This is a genomic window from Herbaspirillum sp. YR522 (assembly GCF_000282575.1).
In the GTDB taxonomy this organism is placed as follows: domain Bacteria; phylum Pseudomonadota; class Gammaproteobacteria; order Burkholderiales; family Burkholderiaceae_D; genus Herbaspirillum.
The window spans coordinates 21582-39488 of sequence record NZ_AKJA01000013.1 but is presented as its reverse complement, the minus strand read 5'-3'; the positions used below and the strand labels follow the sequence as shown (position 1 = coordinate 39488).

16 protein-coding genes are annotated in these 17907 nt (G+C 62.5%); 10 read left to right on the top strand and 6 right to left on the bottom strand.

The genetic code is table 11. The annotated features are described in order from the left end of the window. Positions 1-39: 39 nt before the first annotated feature. The gene (locus tag PMI40_RS01930) at positions 40-507 is read right to left on the bottom strand and encodes an Lrp/AsnC family transcriptional regulator (RefSeq protein WP_008111560.1); all 468 of its coding nucleotides are present in this window, start codon (positions 505-507) and stop codon (positions 40-42) included. Between PMI40_RS01930 and PMI40_RS23645 the strand changes: the two genes are divergently transcribed. Next, entirely contained in the window at positions 506-691 is a 186-nt protein-coding gene (locus PMI40_RS23645) for a hypothetical protein (RefSeq protein ID WP_157221424.1), read from the top strand. The genes PMI40_RS01930 and PMI40_RS23645 overlap by 2 nt on opposite strands. Beyond that, entirely contained in the window at positions 672-1556 is an 885-nt protein-coding gene (locus tag PMI40_RS01925) for a dimethylarginine dimethylaminohydrolase family protein (protein WP_008111559.1), read from the top strand. Before PMI40_RS23645 ends, PMI40_RS01925 begins: the two co-directional genes overlap by 20 nt. A 6-nt stretch (positions 1557-1562) precedes the next feature. On the opposite strand, the gene PMI40_RS01920 is transcribed toward PMI40_RS01925, so the two are convergent. Continuing rightward, positions 1563-2147: a 5'-methylthioadenosine nucleosidase gene (locus PMI40_RS01920; RefSeq protein ID WP_008111558.1), complete on the bottom strand. Its 585-nt coding sequence runs from the start codon at positions 2145-2147 to the stop codon at positions 1563-1565. A 178-nt stretch (positions 2148-2325) separates the two neighbouring features. On the opposite strand from PMI40_RS01920, the gene metH reads away from it, so the two are divergent. The 4 genes from metH (at position 2326) to PMI40_RS01900 (ending at position 8639) form a co-directional block, all read left to right on the top strand. Then, positions 2326-6069, top strand: a complete 3744-nt coding sequence (gene metH, locus PMI40_RS01915; RefSeq protein WP_008111556.1) for a methionine synthase — start codon at positions 2326-2328, stop codon at positions 6067-6069. 94 nt (positions 6070-6163) lie between these two features. Then, on the top strand, positions 6164-6460 hold the full coding sequence (locus PMI40_RS01910) for a WGR domain-containing protein (protein ID WP_040501559.1): 297 nt from the start codon (positions 6164-6166) through the stop codon (positions 6458-6460). 192 nt (positions 6461-6652) lie between these two features. Continuing rightward, entirely contained in the window at positions 6653-7831 is a 1179-nt protein-coding gene (locus PMI40_RS01905; RefSeq protein WP_008111552.1) for an MFS transporter, read from the top strand. Positions 7832-7946: 115 nt separating this feature from the next. Then, a complete protein-coding gene (locus tag PMI40_RS01900; RefSeq protein WP_008111549.1) occupies positions 7947-8639 on the top strand; it encodes a MarC family protein in 693 nt (230 codons plus the stop codon). Between the two features lie 12 nt (positions 8640-8651). On the opposite strand, the gene PMI40_RS01895 is transcribed toward PMI40_RS01900, so the two are convergent. From PMI40_RS01895 to PMI40_RS01880, 4 genes are all read right to left on the bottom strand, one after another. Next, entirely contained in the window at positions 8652-9305 is a 654-nt protein-coding gene (locus PMI40_RS01895; RefSeq protein ID WP_008111548.1) for an LON peptidase substrate-binding domain-containing protein, read from the bottom strand. Between the two features lie 6 nt (positions 9306-9311). Then, positions 9312-10841, bottom strand: a complete 1530-nt coding sequence (locus tag PMI40_RS01890) for a SpoVR family protein (RefSeq protein ID WP_008111546.1) — start codon at positions 10839-10841, stop codon at positions 9312-9314. After that, the gene (locus PMI40_RS01885) at positions 10838-12106 is read right to left on the bottom strand and encodes a YeaH/YhbH family protein (RefSeq protein ID WP_008111544.1); all 1269 of its coding nucleotides are present in this window, start codon (positions 12104-12106) and stop codon (positions 10838-10840) included. Before PMI40_RS01885 ends, PMI40_RS01890 begins: the two co-directional genes overlap by 4 nt. A 144-nt stretch (positions 12107-12250) precedes the next feature. Then, on the bottom strand, positions 12251-14173 hold the full coding sequence (locus PMI40_RS01880; RefSeq protein WP_008111541.1) for a PrkA family serine protein kinase: 1923 nt from the start codon (positions 14171-14173) through the stop codon (positions 12251-12253). Positions 14174-15143: 970 nt separating this feature from the next. Here PMI40_RS01880 and rpmH point away from each other — a divergent pair. The 4 genes from rpmH to yidC are packed head-to-tail and all read left to right on the top strand — an operon-like array spanning position 15144 to position 17756. After that, on the top strand, positions 15144-15281 hold the full coding sequence (rpmH, locus tag PMI40_RS23140; protein ID WP_081496388.1) for a 50S ribosomal protein L34: 138 nt from the start codon (positions 15144-15146) through the stop codon (positions 15279-15281). Between the two features lie 26 nt (positions 15282-15307). After that, positions 15308-15700 (top strand): ribonuclease P protein component, encoded by a 393-nt coding sequence (gene rnpA, locus PMI40_RS01875; protein WP_081496387.1) that lies wholly within the window; start codon positions 15308-15310, stop codon positions 15698-15700. A gap of 6 nt (positions 15701-15706) precedes the next feature. Beyond that, complete coding sequence (gene yidD, locus PMI40_RS23135; protein ID WP_081496386.1) at positions 15707-16042, top strand: membrane protein insertion efficiency factor YidD; 336 nt, start codon at positions 15707-15709, stop codon at positions 16040-16042. Between the two features lie 16 nt (positions 16043-16058). Continuing rightward, on the top strand, positions 16059-17756 hold the full coding sequence (gene yidC, locus PMI40_RS01870; RefSeq protein WP_008111538.1) for a membrane protein insertase YidC: 1698 nt from the start codon (positions 16059-16061) through the stop codon (positions 17754-17756). The last annotated feature ends 151 nt before the right edge of the window (positions 17757-17907 follow it).

Here is a 17907-nt window from a genome sequence, read left to right as displayed (position 1 = left end):
CAGACGCACAAGTAGCCCGCGCTCGCCGCCATGCTGCGATCAGTCGGGCACTGGCAATGGACTGGCCGCCTTGATTTCTTCCATGCACACCATCGAGCGCACGCCGGCCACGCCCGGCACCTGCATCAGGCGGTCGGTCAGGAACGCCGACAGGCTCTTGAGATCGATGGCAGCCACCTTGAGCAGGTAATCGAAATCGCCCGAGATGGTGTAGCACTCCAGGATCTCGGGAAACTGCCTGATCGCCTGCTCTACGCTGCGCACCTGCTTGAACTGCTCGCGCGCCAGGCCCAGGCTGACGAAGGCGATCACGCCCAGGCCCAGGGCAGCCGGCTCGACCTGCGCGGCGTAGCCGCGGATGACCCCCTCCTGCTCCAGCCGTTGCACGCGTCGATAGCATTGCGGCGGCGACAGGTTGACCTTCTCCGAGAGCTCGACATTGCTGGCCCGACCATGTTGTTGCAAGGTCTCGATAATGATGCGGTCAAAACGATCGAATTTATTCATGAATTATCCTGATATGCAAGAATCGTTCACAAATATCGATTTAAGAGAACAAAAACGCAAGAAAATTTTTGGCCATCGAAAGTATCCTGTGCGCACCGATGGAACCGCCGCGGCGCCGTGTGTTCCACCTGAAGACCGCCCTCAATGCAACCAGGAGAATGCAGATGAAAACTCAACACCGTGATGTATTCCTGATGTGTGCGCCTACCCATTTCGAGGTGTCCTATGTGATCAATCCCTGGATGGCGGGCAATGTCGCAGCGGCCGACCCGCAATTGGCGGCGCGCCAGTGGCAGGCGCTGCGCGACGCGCTGGGCGAATTGGCCGAGGTGCGCGAGATGCCTGGCGTGCCCGGGGTGCCGGACATGGTGTTCACCGCCAATGCCGCGCTGGTGCTGGGCGACACGGCGGTGCTGTCGCGCTTCCGGCACGCCGAGCGCCAGGCCGAGGAGCCGCACTTTGCGCGCTGGCTTGCCGACCAAGGCCTGCGTGTGCTGAGGATGCCGGACGAGATTGCCTTCGAGGGTGCCGGCGACGCCCTGCTCGATCGTCACGGCGAAGTGCTGTGGATGGGCTATGGACATCGTACCGATGTGCGCGCCGCGCCGATGGTGGCCGGGTGGCTCGACGTCGAAGTGCAGTCGCTGAAATTGGCCGACGCGCGTTTCTATCATCTCGATACCTGTTTCTGCCCGCTGGAGGGCGGCTACCTGATGTACTACCCTGGTGCCTTCGACCTGGCCTCGCAGCAGGTCATCGCGCGTCGGGTACCCGCGGCACGCCGGATCGCCGTCGAACTCGATGATGCCCTGGCCTTCGCCTGTAATACCGTCAATGCCGGCCGGCATGTGCTGCTCAACCGGGCATCGACAGGTTTGCGCCAGCAATTGGAAGGCCGGGGCTTCACGGTACATGAACTGCCCTTGTCCGAGTTCATGCGGGCAGGCGGCGCGGCCAAGTGCCTGACGCTGAAGTTGAGCGAGCCGCGCCGCCACGCCAGCGGCACCAGCGGCACCAGCGACCCCGGGGCGATGCGGCTGTCGGCCTAGCCTGGTTCAGACCTTGACGACGTGCGGCAGGTGTCGCCAGAACAACTCGGCGCCCAGGTGTACCCGTGATTGCCAGTCGTCGGCGGCGCCTTCGTCGGCGCCGTCGGTGATGAACTTGAAGGCCCGCCAGGGCACGCCGAAGTGGCGGCAGGCGCGGGCGATAGCGAACAGCTCCATATCCACCAGGTCGACACCCTGCTCCAGCAGCCACTCATCGGCGCTGCTGACGAAGCTGTCGCCGGTGCCGCAGACCACGCCCGGATAGCCTGAATCCAGGCGGGCCGGCTGTTCGGCCGGCGACATCAGTGGCGTGACGCCGCGCTCGGCCAGCGGCATGGCCAGCATGTCGCGCTGCAGTACCGTGGCGACTTCGAGCAGGCCATCGTGGCGCGCGTCGATCTTGCCGGCGGTGCCGAAATTGATGACCAGCGACGGCCGGCGCTCGAGGATGATCCGGGTGGCGTGCAATGCGGCGTTGACCTTGCCCACGCCGCAATAGACGACCTCCACCCCGGCGGGCGCATCGGCGGCGGCAAGTTCGTTAGGCAGGGCGGTGAGGACGATGGTCGCAGCGAGTTGGGTAGGCGGCATGATTGCAGGTAGGTAATGTTCGCCACGGCAGGCGACCGGGGCGGGAGGGCCGTGTCTTTCGCGTATAATTTCGGTCTACTTCTGCCCATCTTCCGACGCTGAACCCGGTCCTGCCCATGGCCGGGTTTTTGTGTCATGGGCAAGCCGTATTGTTGCCGGATCGAGAGAAAAACGCCAGATGAAGCCCAACGAATTGTGCCCCACCGAATTGCTGCTGCGTGACCTGATGTCCAAGCGCATCCTGATCCTCGATGGCGCCATGGGCACCATGATCCAGCGCTACAAGCTGACCGAGGAAGATTATCGCGGCCAGCGCTTTGCCGACTTCAGCGTGCCCGGCAAGGAAATGTTCGTCAAGGGCAACAACGAACTGCTGTCGCTGACCCAGCCGGCCATCATCGGCGAGATCCACGAGCAATACCTGGCCGCAGGCGCCGACCTGATCGAGACCAATACCTTCGGTGCCACCACGGTAGCCCAGGACGACTATCACATGGCGCACCTGGCCTATGAGATGAACCTGGAATCGGCGCGCCTGGCGCGGGCCGCCTGCGACAAGTACTCGACCCCGGACAAGCCGCGCTTCGTGGCCGGCGCGCTGGGCCCCACGCCCAAGACCGCATCGATATCGCCCGACGTCAACGATCCCGCCGCCCGCAATGTCACTTTCGATCAACTGGTGGCCGCCTACCTGGAGCAGACCCGCGCGCTGGTCGAGGGCGGCGCCGACGTGCTGCTGGTCGAGACCATCTTCGATACGCTCAACTGCAAGGCAGCGCTGTTTGCCATCGACACCTTCTTCGAGCAATCGGGCAAGCGCCTGCCGATCATGATCTCGGGCACCGTCACCGACGCTTCCGGCCGTATCCTCTCGGGCCAGACGGTGACGGCCTTCTGGAACTCGATTCGCCATGCGCGCCCGCTCACGGTCGGCTTGAACTGCGCGCTGGGCGCGGCGCTGATGCGACCCTACGCCGAAGAGCTCTCACGCATCGCCGACACCTTCGTGTGCATCTACCCCAATGCCGGCCTGCCCAACCCGATGAGCGATACCGGCTTCGACGAGACCCCCGAAGTCACCTCGGCGCTGCTCAAGGAGTTCGCCGAAAGCGGATTCGTCAACGTCGCCGGTGGTTGCTGCGGTACCACGCCGCCACACATCCAGGCCATCGCCCAGACCGTGGCCAGCATCGCGCCGCGCCAGCTGGCGGTCGATTCGCATGCCATGCGGCTGTCCGGGCTGGAGCCGTTCACCATCGATGACCAGTCGCTGTTCGTCAACGTCGGCGAGCGCACCAATGTCACCGGTTCCAAGGCCTTCGCGCGCCTGATCCTCAACGAGCAATACGACGAGGCGCTGGCCGTGGCGCGCCAGCAGGTCGAAAACGGTGCCCAGGTGATCGACATCAACATGGACGAGGCGATGCTCGATTCGCTGGCGGCCATGAAGCGTTTCCTGAACCTGATCGCGTCCGAACCCGACATTGCACGGGTGCCGATCATGATCGACTCGTCCAAGTGGGAAGTGATCGAGGCCGGGCTCAAGTGCGTGCAGGGCAAGTCGATCGTCAACTCGATCTCGATGAAGGAAGGCGAGGAAAAATTCCTGCACGAGGCGCGGCTGTGCCGCCGCTACGGCGCAGCGGTGATCGTGATGGCCTTCGACGAGGTCGGCCAGGCCGATACCTATGCGCGCAAGATCGAGATCTGCGAACGCGCCTACCGGCTGCTGGTGGACAAGGTCGGCTTCCCGCCGGAAGACATCATCTTCGACCCCAACATCTTCGCCGTCGCCACCGGGATCGAAGAGCACAACAACTACGCGGTCGACTTCATCGAGGCGACGCGCTGGATCCACGAAAACCTGCCGTACGCCAAGATCAGCGGCGGCGTATCCAACGTCAGCTTCAGCTTCCGCGGCAACGATCCGGCGCGTGAAGCGATCCATACCGTGTTCCTGTATCACGCCATCAAGGCCGGCATGACCATGGGCATCGTCAACGCCGGCATGATCGGCGTCTACGACAACCTGCCGGCCGAGCTGCGCGAGCGGGTCGAGGACGTGGTGCTCAATCGCCGTGCCGACGCCACCGAGCGCATGATCGAGATTGCCGCCACCCTCAAGGCCGGCGACAAGAAGGAGGAAGCCACCCTCGAATGGCGTAGCGAGCCAGTCGCCAAGCGCCTGGCGCATGCGCTGGTACACGGCATCACGCAGTGGATCGTGGAGGACACCGAAGAGGCGCGCCAGCAGATCGCGGCCACCGGCGGGCGTCCGATCCACGTCATCGAAGGCCCCCTGATGGATGGCATGAACGTGGTCGGCGACCTGTTCGGCCAGGGCAAGATGTTCCTGCCGCAGGTGGTCAAGTCGGCGCGCGTGATGAAGCAGGCGGTGGCGCACCTGATCCCGTTCATCGAGGAAGAAAAACGCCAGATCGAGATCGAGACCGGGGTCGTGGCCAAGCCCAAGGGCAAGATCGTCATCGCCACCGTCAAGGGCGACGTGCACGACATCGGCAAGAACATCGTCACCGTGGTCCTGCAATGCAATAACTTCGAAGTGGTGAACATGGGCGTGATGGTGCCGTGCGCCGAGATCCTGGCGCGTGCCAAGGAAGAGAAGGCCGACATCATCGGCTTGTCCGGCCTGATCACGCCCTCGCTGGAAGAGATGGCCTACGTCGCCAAGGAAATGCAGCGCGACCCGTATTTCAGCGGCGTCAAGATGCCGCTGCTGATCGGCGGCGCCACCACCTCGCGCGCCCACACGGCGGTCAAGATCGCGCCCAACTACGAAGGGCCGGTGGTGTACGTGCCGGATGCCTCGCGTGCGGTCTCGGTGGCGCAGTCGCTGCTCACCCCCGAGCAGAGCGCGCAGTATGTCAGCGAGCTCAATGCCGACTACGTTCGCATCCGCGAGCAGCACGCCAACAAGAAGGCCGCGCCGATGCTGTCGCTGGCGGCCGCGCGCGCCAACAGGACCCGGCTCGATTATGCGCCGGTCAAGCCCAAGTTCATCGGTCGCCGGCTGTTCAAGAATGTCGACCTGGGTTTGCTGGCCAACTACATCGACTGGGGCCCGTTCTTCCAGACCTGGGACCTGGCCGGGCCGTATCCCGCCATCCTCCAGGACGAGGTGGTGGGGGACGCCGCCACCAAGGTGTTCGCCGAAGCGCAGGCGATGCTCAAGAAGATCGTCGACGGCCGCTGGCTCACCGCCAACGGCGTCATTGCGCTGTTGCCGGCCAATACCGTCAACGACGATGACATCGAGATCTATACCGACGACAGTCGCAGCCAGGTCGCGTTCACCTACTACGGCATGCGTCAGCAGACCGAGAAGCCGGTGGTCGACGGCGTGGCGCGGCCCAACCAGTGCCTGTCGGACTTCATCGCGCCCAAGGACTCGGGCATCGGCGACTACATCGGCCTGTTTGCCGTGACCGCGGGGTTGGGCATCGAGAAGTACGAAAAGCGTTTCGAGGATGCCCACGACGATTATTCGTCGATCATGCTCAAGGCACTGGCCGATCGCCTGGCCGAAGCCTTTGCCGAGTACCTGCATGAGCGCGTGCGGCGCGACCTGTGGGGCTACGCGCCGAGCGAGTCCCTGACCAGCGTGGAACTGATCAAGGAACAATACGTCGGTATCCGTCCGGCACCCGGCTATCCGGCCTGCCCGGAACATACAGTCAAGGCCGATGCCTTCCGCGTCATGCAGTGCGAAGAGATCGGCATGCAACTGACCGAGTCGTTCGCGATGTTCCCCGGCGCGGCGGTATCGGGCTTCTATTTCGCGCACCCGCAATCGAAGTATTTCGTGGTGGGCAAGGTCGGCCAGGACCAGGTCGACGACATGGCCCGGCGCCGCAATGTCCCGCGCGAGGACATCGAGCGCTGGCTGGCGCCGAATCTCTGACGTTTGTCATCATGTCTTTCCGCCTTCGTCCGGTATGCCCGCAGTGGCATACCGGCGTGGCAATCCAATTGCCGTCCTGCCCTCCACCTGCATCATGATCGATTCCGCCGATAACGCCACCCATTCGCTGCCTGTCACCGGAGCGACTCGCCTGCGCTTTACCGACGCCACGCGGAACATCTTCACCATCGATCTGGGGCAAGACCTGCTGGGCGACTGGATCGTCACCCTGACCTGGAGCGGCAACGTCATGCAGCGCGGCGGCGGCAAGCGGCTGCTGGTGCATGACCAGGAGGCCGGCCTGCAGGTGTTGCAGCAGATCGCGCAGGCCAAGCAGCGTAGCGGTTTTGCGCCGGTGCTGGACTATCACGTGCGCATGCACCGCAGCTGACGTCGCGCTGCCCGCGCATCGTGTCGCAACGCATTGCCTGAATCGACGCGATGCCGGCGGGCCGTCGGCAACACCCGGTCGGCATCGATGCCTGAAATGAGTGCTACCCTTGCGACACCAAAATAACAATGGAGACAACCGGTGACAACGGTTCCACATGGGCGCCATCAGGTCGATTCGCGCTTTGCCGCCATGCGGCTTTTCATTACCCTGGTGCTGATGATCGTCGGTGCCAGCGGCATGTACGTCATGGCCGTGGTGCTGCCGGCGGTACAGGCTGAATTTGCGGTCGACCGCGGGCTGGCGTCGTTGCCCTATACCCTGACCATGCTTGGCGTGGGGGTGGGCGGCATCTGGATGGGCCGGCTGGCCGATCGCCACGGCATCACGCTGCCGTTGATGCTGGGTGGCGCCTGCCTGGGCGGCGGTTTCGTGCTGGCGGCGATGGCACCCGACATCTGGGTGTTCATGGCGGCCCACTGCATCCTGATCGGCCTGTTGGGAACCTCATCCACCTTTTCGCCGCTGGTGGCCGACACCTCGCTGTGGTTCGTTCGGCGACGCGGCATCGCGGTGGCCATCTGCGCCAGCGGCAACTACCTGGGCGGTGCGCTGTGGCCGCCCATCGTGCAGCATTTCGTCGACGCCGTCGGCTGGCGCCACACTTACATCGGCCTGGGGCTGTCGTGCACGGCCGTGATGTGCTCGCTGGCGTTGCTCATGCGCACCCGTCCGCCGGCGCCGGCCGCCGCCAGCGGGGCCCGGGTGACGGCGTCGACGCGCCCGTTCGGGTTGTCGACCCGCCAGGCATTGCTGCTGCTGTGCGTGGCCGGTGTGGCTTGCTGCAGCGCCATGTCGATGCCGCAGGTGCATATCGTGGCGTACTGCGGCGACCTCGGCTATGGCCCGGCACGGGGGGCGCAGATGCTGTCGCTGATGCTGGCCTGCGGCGTGGTCAGCCGGCTGGTATCGGGCGCCGTCTGCGATCGCATCGGCGGCTTGCGCACGCTGCTGCTGGGGTCGGTGCTGCAAGGCATGTCGCTGCTGCTGTTCATCCCCTTCGACAGCCTGGCATCGCTGTACGTGATCTCGGCCCTGTTTGGCCTGTTCCAGGGCGGTATCGTGCCGGCCTACGCCATCATCGTGCGCGAATACTTCCCGGCGGCCGAGGCCGGGCAGCGGGTGGGGGCGGTGATCATGAGCACCATGCTGGGCATGGCACTGGGCGGCTGGATGTCGGGCGGCATCTTCGACCTGACCGGCTCGTACCATGCCGCCTTCATCAATGGCGTGGCATGGAACCTGCTCAACTTTGCCATCGTACTGGCCTTGCTGATGCGGGTACGGCGGATCGCGTCGGCCGCCGCCTGAGCGGGCGCACAAAAGCTCGTTGCAGTACGGTTGGCAGCATCTGGCGTTTCGGCTACGCTGGCGGCTGCCATCCAAGCCGCGACTCAATCCTTCATCCAACTGCCTCAAGCCCGGTATGCTGATTCTCTTCTTCAAGGCGGTCGTGCTGATCCCGATCACCTTGCTTCCCATCCTCAATCCACTGGGCATCGCGCCCGTGTTTGCCAACCTGCTGGGCAACGTCAGCCGCAAGACCGAGCAGCGGGTGGCGCGCCAGGTAGCCATCAATTGCTGGTTCATGCTGGTGGGAGCCATCTTCATCGGTTCACACGTGCTCGGCTTCTTCGGCATCTCGCTGCCGATCGTGCGCGTGGGCGGCGGCTTGCTGGTGGCGGTGTCGGGCTGGAAGCTGCTCAGCGACAACAGCCACGATTCGGCCATCCCAAGGCAGGTGGCCAAGAACTACGACGACGAAGACCTGCCGGACGACGAGATCAAGGCGCGCAGCTTCTATCCGATGAGTTTTCCGCTGACGGTGGGGCCCGGTACCATCGCCGCCTCCATCACGCTGGGCGCCAACACCCCGACGCGACTGCTGGACTGGGTCATCTCGATCGGCAGCGCCGCGGTTGGCGCGGCGTTGACGGCGGTGGTGATCTTCCTCTGCTACAACTACGCCCACAAGCTGGTGCACATGATGGGGCGCCTGGGCACCATGGTGGTGTTGCGGCTGTCGGCCTTCATCCTGTTGTGTATCGGCATCCAGATCTTCTGGTCGGGCCTGGCCGCGCTGCTGGCCGAGGCCGGCATCAGCGGCGTGGCGCCGTAGGTCGTCATGCGTCTATTTCAGCCAGCCCAACTGGTCCAGCGCATCCTGTACCAGTTCCAGCCGCAGTAGCGGATTATCCAGCGCCAGCAGCGACTGCTTCTGCGCGACCGGCACCGGAATCATCTCGGCCCAGCGGTTGGCCACCCAGCCGCAGTCGTCAAGGCGAAACGGCGCCGCGATCGGGACCTCGCTCTCGGGCAGGCCCTGGCGCATTACCGATTGCAGCAGGTGCTCCAGAGCGGTGGCGGTATTGGCCAGCTCGTCCGGAATCGGGATGACGCGGTCGGCCTCGATCAGCTCGACTTCGGCGGTCCACAGGCCATGCTTGTGCTGCTCGGCCTTGAGTATGCGGAAGCGTTCGACGCCGCTGCAATCGATGCGCATCAGGCCAGCGGCTGGCTTGGACCATTGCTTGATGCGGGCCACGGTGCCCACGCCGACGAAGCGCTCGGACTGGCCCGGGCGCCGCACTTCGGCGCCCTCGGTCAAGGCCACCACGCCAAAATGGCTGCCCTGGGCGATGCAGCGGCCGATCATGTCTAGGTAGCGTACCTCGAACACCTGCAACGGCAGCCGGCCGTCCGGAAAAAGCGTGCTGCCCAGCGGAAACAGCGGGATGGTCTGGGCCGAGATCGGCAGGCCCGGCGTGGCGGGGGTGGATGACATGCTGCCTCAGGTCTGTAACGCGTAGCGGTTTTCGGCGACGCACTCGTAGCGCTGCACGATGGTGCCACTGTCGTCGACGCTTTCGAGATACACGTCGAATTGCCACAGGCGCGCCATGTGACGCAATACTTCATTGGTGGAATCACCCAGCGAACGGCCATCACTGCGGAAGTGACGCAGCGTCAGGCTGCGATTGCCGCGGGTATTGACCGCCCAGACCTGGATATTGGGTTCGCGGTGGTTGATGTCGTACTGGCGTGACAGCGCCTGCCGCACATACTGGTAGCCGCGTTCGTTGTGGATCGCCGAGACTTCCATCTCGCTGCGCCTATCGTCGTCCAGCACGGCGAACATACGCATTTCGCGCATCAGCTTGGGCGACAGGTACTGCGCCACGAAACTCTCGTCCTTGTAGTTGCGCATCACATGGTGCAGGGTCTCGAGCCAGTCGCGACCGGCGATATCGGGAAACCACTCGCGATCCTCCGCGGTGGGGTTCGAGCAGATGCGGCGGATGTCGCTCATCATCGAGAAACCCAGCGCATAGGGGTTGATGCCGTTGTAGTACTGCTTGGTGATCGGCGGCTGGAACACCACATTGCTGTGCGAATGCAGGAATTCCATCATGAAGCCATCGGTCAGTCGCCCCTGGTCGTAGAGCGTGTTGAGCAAGGTGTAGTGCCAGAAAGTGGCCCATCCCTCGTTCATGACCTGGGTCTGGCGCTGCGGGTAGAAGTACTGCCCCACCTTGCGCACGATGCGCACCACTTCGCGCTCCCAGGGCTCCAGCAGGGGCGCGTTCTTTTCGGCAAAGTACAGCAGGTTTTCCTGGGGCTCGGACGGAAAGCGGCCTTCGGCCTGTGCCGCGGCGGTTTCCTTGCGTGCCGGCAGGGTGCGCCAGAGCTCGTTGACCTGCGACTGCATATAGGCTTCGCGTTCGCGCTGGCGCGCCTTTTCCTGGGCCAGCGACATGCGCTGGGGCCGTTTGTAGCGGTCTACGCCATAGCTCATCAGGGCGTGGCACGAATCGAGCAATTCCTCGACCCGCTCGAAGCCGTGGCGTTCTTCGCACTCGGCGATGTAGTTGCGGGCATAGACCAGGTAGTCGATGATGGCACTGGCGTCGGTCCACAGCTCGAACAGGTAGTTGCCCTTGAAGAACGAGTTGTGTCCATAGGCGGCGTGCGCGATGACCAACGCCTGCATGGTCATCGTGTTCTCTTCCATCAGGTAGGCGATGCAGGGATCGGAATTGATCACGATCTCGTACGCCAGCCCCATCTGGCCGCGCTTGTAGTCGCGCTCGGTCAGCATGAAGTGCTTGCCATAGGACCAGTGGCGGTAATTGACCGGCATGCCATGCGAAGCGTAGGCGTCCATCATTTGTTCGGCCGAGATGATCTCGAGCTGGATCGGATAGATGTCGAGCTTGTAGTCGGCCGCCACCCGGGCGATTTCGTGGTCGTAGCGTTCGATCAGATCGAAGCTCCAGTCCGAAGGGCAGGGCAGCGGATCGTACTTGAATCGGCTGTTCATGCGTGCACCTGTTTTTCAAAGAGTTCGCGAAACACCGGGTAGATCTCGGTGGCCGATTGCACCTTCTTCATCGCGAAGTGCGGGTGCGAGTCGATCAGCTGCAGGTATTCGGTCCACAGGTTCTGCTCCGGCTCGGCCACCTGGATATAGGCGAAGTAGCGGGTCAGCGGCAGGATGCTCGACTCGAGGATCTGGCGGCACTTGGGCGAATCGTCGTTCCAGTTGTCGCCGTCGGAAGCCTGGGCGCCGTAGATGTTCCATTCGCTGGGCGAGTAGCGCTTGGTGATGATGTCATGCATCAGCTCCAGCGCGCTGGAGACCACCGTGCCGCCGCTTTCCTGCGAGTGGAAGAAGGTGTTCTCGTCGACCTCGTCGGCCCGCGTATGGTGGCGGATGAAGACCACCTCGATATGCTCGTAGTTGCGCGTCAGGAACAGGTACAGCAGGATGAAGAAGCGCTTCGACAGGTCCTTGCGCTGCTCGTCCATCGACCCCGACACGTCCATGACGCAGAACATCACCGCGCGCGACGACGGTTGCGGTTGCCGCACGCGGTTCACATAGCGCAGGTCGAACGGATCGATGAAGGGGATGCGCAAGATGCGCGCCTTGAGCAGCTTGATGTCGTCCTCCAGCAGCCGGATCTCGGTGCGATGCAGCTCGGGCTGGCGCTTGAACTCGACCAGTTGCGCCTCGGCATCGTCGAGTTGCCGTTGCAACGGCGCGCCCAGCGCAATGCGGCGTCCCAGCGAGCTGCGCAGCGAGCGCACGATATCGATGTTGGTGGGCGAACCGTCGACCGAATAACCGGCACGCATGTTCTTCCAGTTCGGCACCGTCATCAGGTTGGTCTCGACCAGGCGCGGCAATTCGAGATCCTCGAAGAAGTACTGCATGAATTCTTCGCGGGTCAGCTCAAAGGTGAAGTCGTCCTGCCCCTCGCCCTCATTGCTGGCGCTGCTGCCGCCGTCACCGCCTCCTGCGCCGTTCTGGCGCTGGATGCGGTCCCCCTGCAGGTAGTCGGAATTGCCCGGATGGACGGCCTCCCGGCGGCCCCCCTTGCCATGGTGGAAAAACGGCTCGGTGACGTCCTTGCGCGGAATGCTGATGCTCTTGGACTTGTCGAGGTCGGTGATGCTGCGGTCGCGCACGGCGTCCGCAACTGAACGCTGAATATGGCCCCGAAAGCGGCGCAGGAAGCGCTCCCGGTTGGCAATGCTCTTGTTCTTGCCAGCTAGTCTACGGTCGATAATCTGATGTAGCACTGTCCGTTCTCCTGCTGGTGCCGCGACACCGAAGCATCGGTGGTCGCGGCGGAGTCGCTGGGGTCGGCGTACCGACCGACAGCCCCGGGGATGCTGCCCGGACTGCGGCGCCATGCGGCGCCCGTCCGTCTTTTCGCCTGCGACCTACGATGACTTGCGCACGCGCAGGTACCACTCGCACAGCAGTCGTACCTGCTTGGGCGTGTAACCCTTGCTGACCATGCGATTGACGAAGTCCTCGTGCTTCTGCATCTCTTCGTTGGAGCCCTTGGCGTTGAAGGAGATCACCGGCAGCAGGTCTTCGGTATTGGAGAACATCTTCTTCTCGATCACCACGCGCAGCTTTTCATAACTGGTCCACAGCGGGTTCTTGCCGCCATTGTTGACCCGCGCGCGCAGCACGAAGTTGACGATCTCGTTGCGGAAGTCCTTGGGATTACTGATGCCGGCCGGCTTCTCGATCTTTTCCAGTTCGGCATTCAGGGCCGCACGGTCGAAGCTCTCGCCGGTATCGTGGTCGCGATATTCCTGGTCCTGGATCCAGAAGTCGGCGTAGGTCACGTAGCGGTCGAACACGTTCTGGCCGTACTCGGAATAGGATTCGAGATAGGCGGTCTGGATTTCCTTGCCAATGAACTCGGCGTAGCGCGACGCCAGCGTGTCCTTGACGAACGAGAAATACTTCTGCTCGGCCTCCTGCGGGAACTGCTCGCGCTCGATCTGCTGCTCCAGCACATACATCAGGTGCACCGGGTTGGCGGCCACCTCGGTGGTATCGAAGTTGAACACGCGCGACAGGATCTTGAAGGCGAACCGGGTCGAGATGCCGTTCATGCCCTCGTCCACGCCGGCGTAGTCGCGGTACTCCTGGTACGACTTGGCCTTGGGGTCGGTATCCTTCAGGTTCTCGCCATCGTAGACCTGCATCTTCGAGAACAGGCTGGAGTTCTCGGGTTCCTTCAGGCGCGTCAGCACCGAGAATTGCGCCATCATCTTCAGCGTGCCCGGGGCGCAGGTAGCGCGACCCAGCGACGAACTGCGGATCAGTTTTTCATAGATCTTGATTTCTTCGGACACCCGCAGGCAATACGGCACCTTGACGATGAAGATGCGGTCCAGCAGCGCCTCGTTGTTCTTGTTGTTGCGGAAGGCCTTCCATTCGGATTCGTTGGAGTGGGCCAGGATCACGCCATCGAATGGAATCGCGCCGAAGCCTTCGGTGCCCTTGAAGTTGCCCTCCTGGGTGGCTGTCAGCAACGGGTGCAGCACCTTGATGGGCGCCTTGAACATTTCGACGAATTCCAGCAGGCCCTGGTTGGACAGGCACAGCCCGCCCGAATAACTGTAGGCGTCGGCATCGTCCTGCGAGTACTGCTCGAGCTTGCGGATATCGACCTTGCCGACCAGTGTCGAGATATCCTGGTTGTTCTCGTCGCCCGGCTCGGTCTTGGAAATGCCGATCTGGCGCAGGATCGACGGATAGCGCCTGACCACGCGGAACTGGCGGATGTCGCCGTTGTATTCGTGCAGCCGCTTGACGGCCCAGGGGCTGAGGATGGGTTTGAGGTAGCGGCGGGGAATGCCGAACTGCTCCTCCAGGATCGGGCCGTCCTCGTCATAGTCGAACAGTCCCAGCGGCGATTCGTTGACCGGAGAGCCCTTGATCGAATAGAAGGGGACCGCCTCCATGAGCTGCTTGAGGCGTTCGGCAATGGATGACTTGCCGCCGCCGACCGGGCCCAGCAGGTACAGGATCTGCTTTTTCTCTTCCAGGCCCTGCGCCGCGTGGCGGAAGTACGAGACCACCTGCTCGATGACTTCCTCGGCGCCGTAGAATTCCTTGAATGCGGGGTAGACCTTGATCACCTTGTTGGCGAACACGCGGGAAAGGCGTGGATCTTCGCGGGTGTCGACCTTCTCGGGCTCGCCGATGGCCATCAGCATCCGCTCTGCAGCAGATGCATATACCGCTGGGTCGCTCTTGCAAAGATTCAGATACTCTTCGAGCGAAAGTTCTTCTTCTTTTGTCTTGTCGAACCGGCTTGCAAAGCTGCTGTAAATATCCATACCACCTCCGTCGCTTCATGATGAAACAAACTTGTGTCTAGATTTACCATCTGCGGTTATCGAAGAATACGTCGGTGACTCGAATGCGGTCATTGCCGAAGTGTTCTTTGAAAGCCGTAGCGTTACAGCGCAATGCGGTGAACTGCGTTTTTATTCTATTCCTTTTCTCTCTTAATGATCTAATCGCCTCTTCTTTGTTGCAGGATAGGCCCGATTTATTTTTGGCAGGCGTAGAACATCGTCCGTTTTACGACGCTGGCGCTGGCGTCACCAGGTGTGATGGCGACCTCGCCCGACTGCTTCCATGTCCATTCAATGTGCATGGCGGCGCCGCGGTTGACGCGCACGCGCCAATTTCGCGCAAGCGGCGCTGCGGCGGTGACCGGACAATTTTTTATAAGATTGGCCGCCTGCGATCGGCGCGGCACCGGGCCGGCATGTGGGTGGGCCGTGATCAGCCGGCAGGGGCAGTGTCGATCCGCAATCATTTCCCTGGTGCAACTGGAATGATGGGGCGTAAGGCAGGCGCGTTATGGTTTTGGCAATTTCGCCGCTGCCGTCCGCCCGGTTTTGCAAATCCGCCACGGATGAGTCGGTCTGGCGCTGGGCAGGCGGCTTCGGTTGGCCTGGAAAGCACTTAAGTCATTGACAGGCAAATAGAAAATGCAGTCTAATTCAGGGTTCACCATCTGAAGAATTGCGCACGGTGCCGTTGCAGCAGTTTGCAGTTTTCGATTAGTCGGAATACCTCGGTATAAAGACAAGAAAAAAGCGGACCAACCAGAGGTGTCAGCGATGCGGCAGTTGCCGGGGCTATCGGGTGACGATGCATTGTTGATGCGGGACCGGCACATTGATAGCGGTTCCAGAATTCCGATTTATTTTTTGCTGTTCATTTTTCGCGGCATCGTTTCGGCAGCTTTGCCCAATCGGTTTTGCAAGATAAGCAGCCCAACCAAGCGAGTCCAACATGAAACGTACTTATCAACCTTCCGTCGTGCGTCGCAAGCGTACCCACGGTTTCCGCGCTCGTATGGCAACCCGTGGCGGCCGTGCCGTCATCAACGCTCGCCGCGCCAAGGGCCGCAAGCGTCTGGCTGCTGATTAAGCTGCGACAGTGCGCCGAGCCCTCGCGTGACGGACGAACGTTCACAGCTTTACCCTCGCGATCGGCGAATCGTCAAAACGGATGATTTTTCATCCGTTTTTCGTTTGCGCCCTGTCCAGCGGTCGGCGCATTTCGTGCTGTATGCGCGTGGCAACGGCCTGGGGCGTGCGCGCCTGGGTGTGGTGGTCGGCAAGCGCTTCGCACCCCGCGCGGTGACGCGCAACACCATCAAGCGCGCCACGCGCGAGTTGTTCCGGCAGTCCGCGCTGCCTGCGCTCGATTGCATCGTGCGCCTGTCCCGCCCGGTCAATACCCGGCAGGGACCGGCGACCAATGCCGCGTTGAAATCGGCGGTGCGCACCGAGCTGGCCCAGTTGTTGGCCTTCTTGCGGGACGCGCCGGCCCTTGCCGGGAAATAGGAAGTGATGAAGACGCCCCTGCTCCTGCTGTTACGTGCCTACAAGCTGGGAGTGAGTCCGTTTCTGGGGCAGAATTGTCGTTTCTATCCCAGCTGTTCCGATTACGCTGCCCAGGCCGTGAGCCTCCATGGAGCATTCAAGGGTAGCGTGCTGGCGGTTCGCCGCCTCGGCAAATGCCATCCCTGGCACGCTGGCGGTCTCGATCCGGTTCCCGGCTCCGTCGAGGCCGAGGCCCTGCGCGAGGAAGCCGCCCCGGCTTCAACTGTTCCGAATTCTTCGCCCCAGCGCATCGCTGCGCGGGTTCCCCCTGCTGTGGCCGCAGATGGTTGCAGTCACTCCTGAATTGATCAATACGCATATGGATATCAAACGTACCGTCCTGTGGGTTGTATTCTCCTTCTCACTGTTGCTGCTGTGGGACAGCTGGATGCGCCATAACGGCCACCAGTCGATGTTCTTCCCGTCGGCCAACCCGACCCAGGAGCAGGCAGCCGCCAACCCGGTCACGCCGACCGCCAGCCCGACCGGCTCGCCGGTGCCACAGGCCGGCACCGCAGCGCCGGCCGGCGTGCCGGCAGGCGACGTGGCCCCGGCCAGCGCCAAGGGTGAAACCATCACCATCATCACCGACGTGGTCAAGGCCGACATCGACACCCTGGGCGGCGAACTCAAGCGCCTGGAGCTGCTCAAGCAGCGCGACGTGGTCGATCCGACCAAGAACCTGGTGCTGTTCGATTCCGGCGCGGGGCACACCTACCTGGCCGAGACCGGCCTGATCGGTGGTCCCTTCCCGACCCACAAGTCGCTGTTTTCGGCCCAGCCCGGCGTGCGCACGCTGGACAACGGCAACCAGGTGCAACTGGTGCTGGAAGCCGAGCAAGGTGGCGTCAAGCTGACCAAGACCTTCACCTTCAAGCGCGACAGCTACCTGATCGACGTCAAGCATACCGTGACCAACAACACGGGCGCGGCGATCAACCCGTCGCTGTATATGCAGTTGCTGCGCGATGGCAACAAGCCCGGCGGCGAGTCGCACTTCTACAGCACCTTCACCGGTCCTGCGGTCTACACCGACGCCCACAAGTTCGAGAAGATGACCTTCGAGAAGATCGAGGAAGGCAAGGCCGAGCACGCCACCAAGGCCGACAACGGCTGGGTGGCGCTGGTGCAGCACTACTTCGTGTCGGCCTTCATCCCGCCGCAGCAGGCGCAACGCGACATCTTCGCCAAGAAGGTCGCCACCAACCTGTACGCGGTCGGCACCATCCTGCCGCTGGGTACGGTCGCGCCTGGCGCCTCGGTGACCATGGACGCCCACCTGTATTCCGGTCCACAGGAATCGAAGGTGCTGGAAACCGTGGCGCCTGGCCTGGAATTGGTCAAGGACTACGGTTGGCTGACATTGATCGCCAAGCCGATCTTCTGGCTGATGACCCACATCCACGCCATCGTCGGCAACTGGGGCTGGACCATCATCCTGCTGACGGTGCTGATCAAGCTGGTGTTCTTCCCGCTGTCGGCCGCCAGCTATCGCAGCATGGCCAAGATGAAGGCGGTGTCGCCGCGCATGCAGGCCATCCGCGAGCGTCACAAGGGCGATCCGCAGGCGATGAACCGTGAAATGATGGCGATGTACAAGACCGAGAAGATCAATCCGCTCGGCGGCTGCCTGCCGATCGTGATCCAGATCCCGGTGTTCATCTCGCTGTACTGGGTGCTGCTGGCATCGGTCGAAATGCGCGGCGCGCCGTGGCTGGGCTGGATCCACGACCTGACCGCCCCGGACACGCTGTTTGGCACCATTCCCTACTTCAACATGCCGGTGGGCCTGCTGCCGATCATCATGGCTGCCTCGATGTTCCTGCAGACCAAGCTGAACCCGACGCCACCGGACCCGGTCCAGGCCAAGGTCATGATGTTCATGCCGCTGGTGTTCTCGTTCATGTTCTTCTTCTTCCCGTCGGGCCTGGTGCTGTACTGGGTGACCAACAACGTGCTGTCGATCGCGCAGCAATGGGTGATCACGAAGAACATCGAAAGCGGCAAGACCAAGTAAGTCGTCTGCGATACCCCGGTGCGCCGGGGTTTTTCAAGAACCCGTGGATCGCAACACGGGTTTTTTTTCGCGAAAAATTCTTCACAGGCATTAACATTGCGACTGGCGCATGCCGCGTAACTCCACTTAACCGCCATCACGAACTATCAGC

Bases quoted from the DNA above. Each gene is read 5' to 3' on its own strand.
- PMI40_RS23645 (WP_157221424.1), top strand. From the start codon at position 506: ATGAATTATCCTGATATGCAAGAATCGTTCACAAATATCGATTTAAGA.
- PMI40_RS01930 (WP_008111560.1), bottom strand. From the start codon at position 507: ATGAATAAATTCGATCGTTTTGACCGCATCATTATCGAGACCTTGCAA.
- PMI40_RS01925 (WP_008111559.1), top strand. From the start codon at position 672: ATGAAAACTCAACACCGTGATGTATTCCTGATGTGTGCGCCTACCCAT.
- PMI40_RS01920 (WP_008111558.1), bottom strand. From the start codon at position 2,147: ATGCCGCCTACCCAACTCGCTGCGACCATCGTCCTCACCGCCCTGCCT.
- metH (WP_008111556.1), top strand. From the start codon at position 2,326: ATGAAGCCCAACGAATTGTGCCCCACCGAATTGCTGCTGCGTGACCTG.
- PMI40_RS01910 (WP_040501559.1), top strand. From the start codon at position 6,164: ATGATCGATTCCGCCGATAACGCCACCCATTCGCTGCCTGTCACCGGA.
- PMI40_RS01905 (WP_008111552.1), top strand. From the start codon at position 6,653: ATGCGGCTTTTCATTACCCTGGTGCTGATGATCGTCGGTGCCAGCGGC.
- PMI40_RS01900 (WP_008111549.1), top strand. From the start codon at position 7,947: ATGCTGATTCTCTTCTTCAAGGCGGTCGTGCTGATCCCGATCACCTTG.
- PMI40_RS01895 (WP_008111548.1), bottom strand. From the start codon at position 9,305: ATGTCATCCACCCCCGCCACGCCGGGCCTGCCGATCTCGGCCCAGACC.
- PMI40_RS01890 (WP_008111546.1), bottom strand. From the start codon at position 10,841: ATGAACAGCCGATTCAAGTACGATCCGCTGCCCTGCCCTTCGGACTGG.
- PMI40_RS01880 (WP_008111541.1), bottom strand. From the start codon at position 14,173: ATGGATATTTACAGCAGCTTTGCAAGCCGGTTCGACAAGACAAAAGAA.
- rpmH (WP_081496388.1), top strand. From the start codon at position 15,144: ATGAAACGTACTTATCAACCTTCCGTCGTGCGTCGCAAGCGTACCCAC.
- yidD (WP_081496386.1), top strand. From the start codon at position 15,707: ATGAAGACGCCCCTGCTCCTGCTGTTACGTGCCTACAAGCTGGGAGTG.
- yidC (WP_008111538.1), top strand. From the start codon at position 16,059: ATGGATATCAAACGTACCGTCCTGTGGGTTGTATTCTCCTTCTCACTG.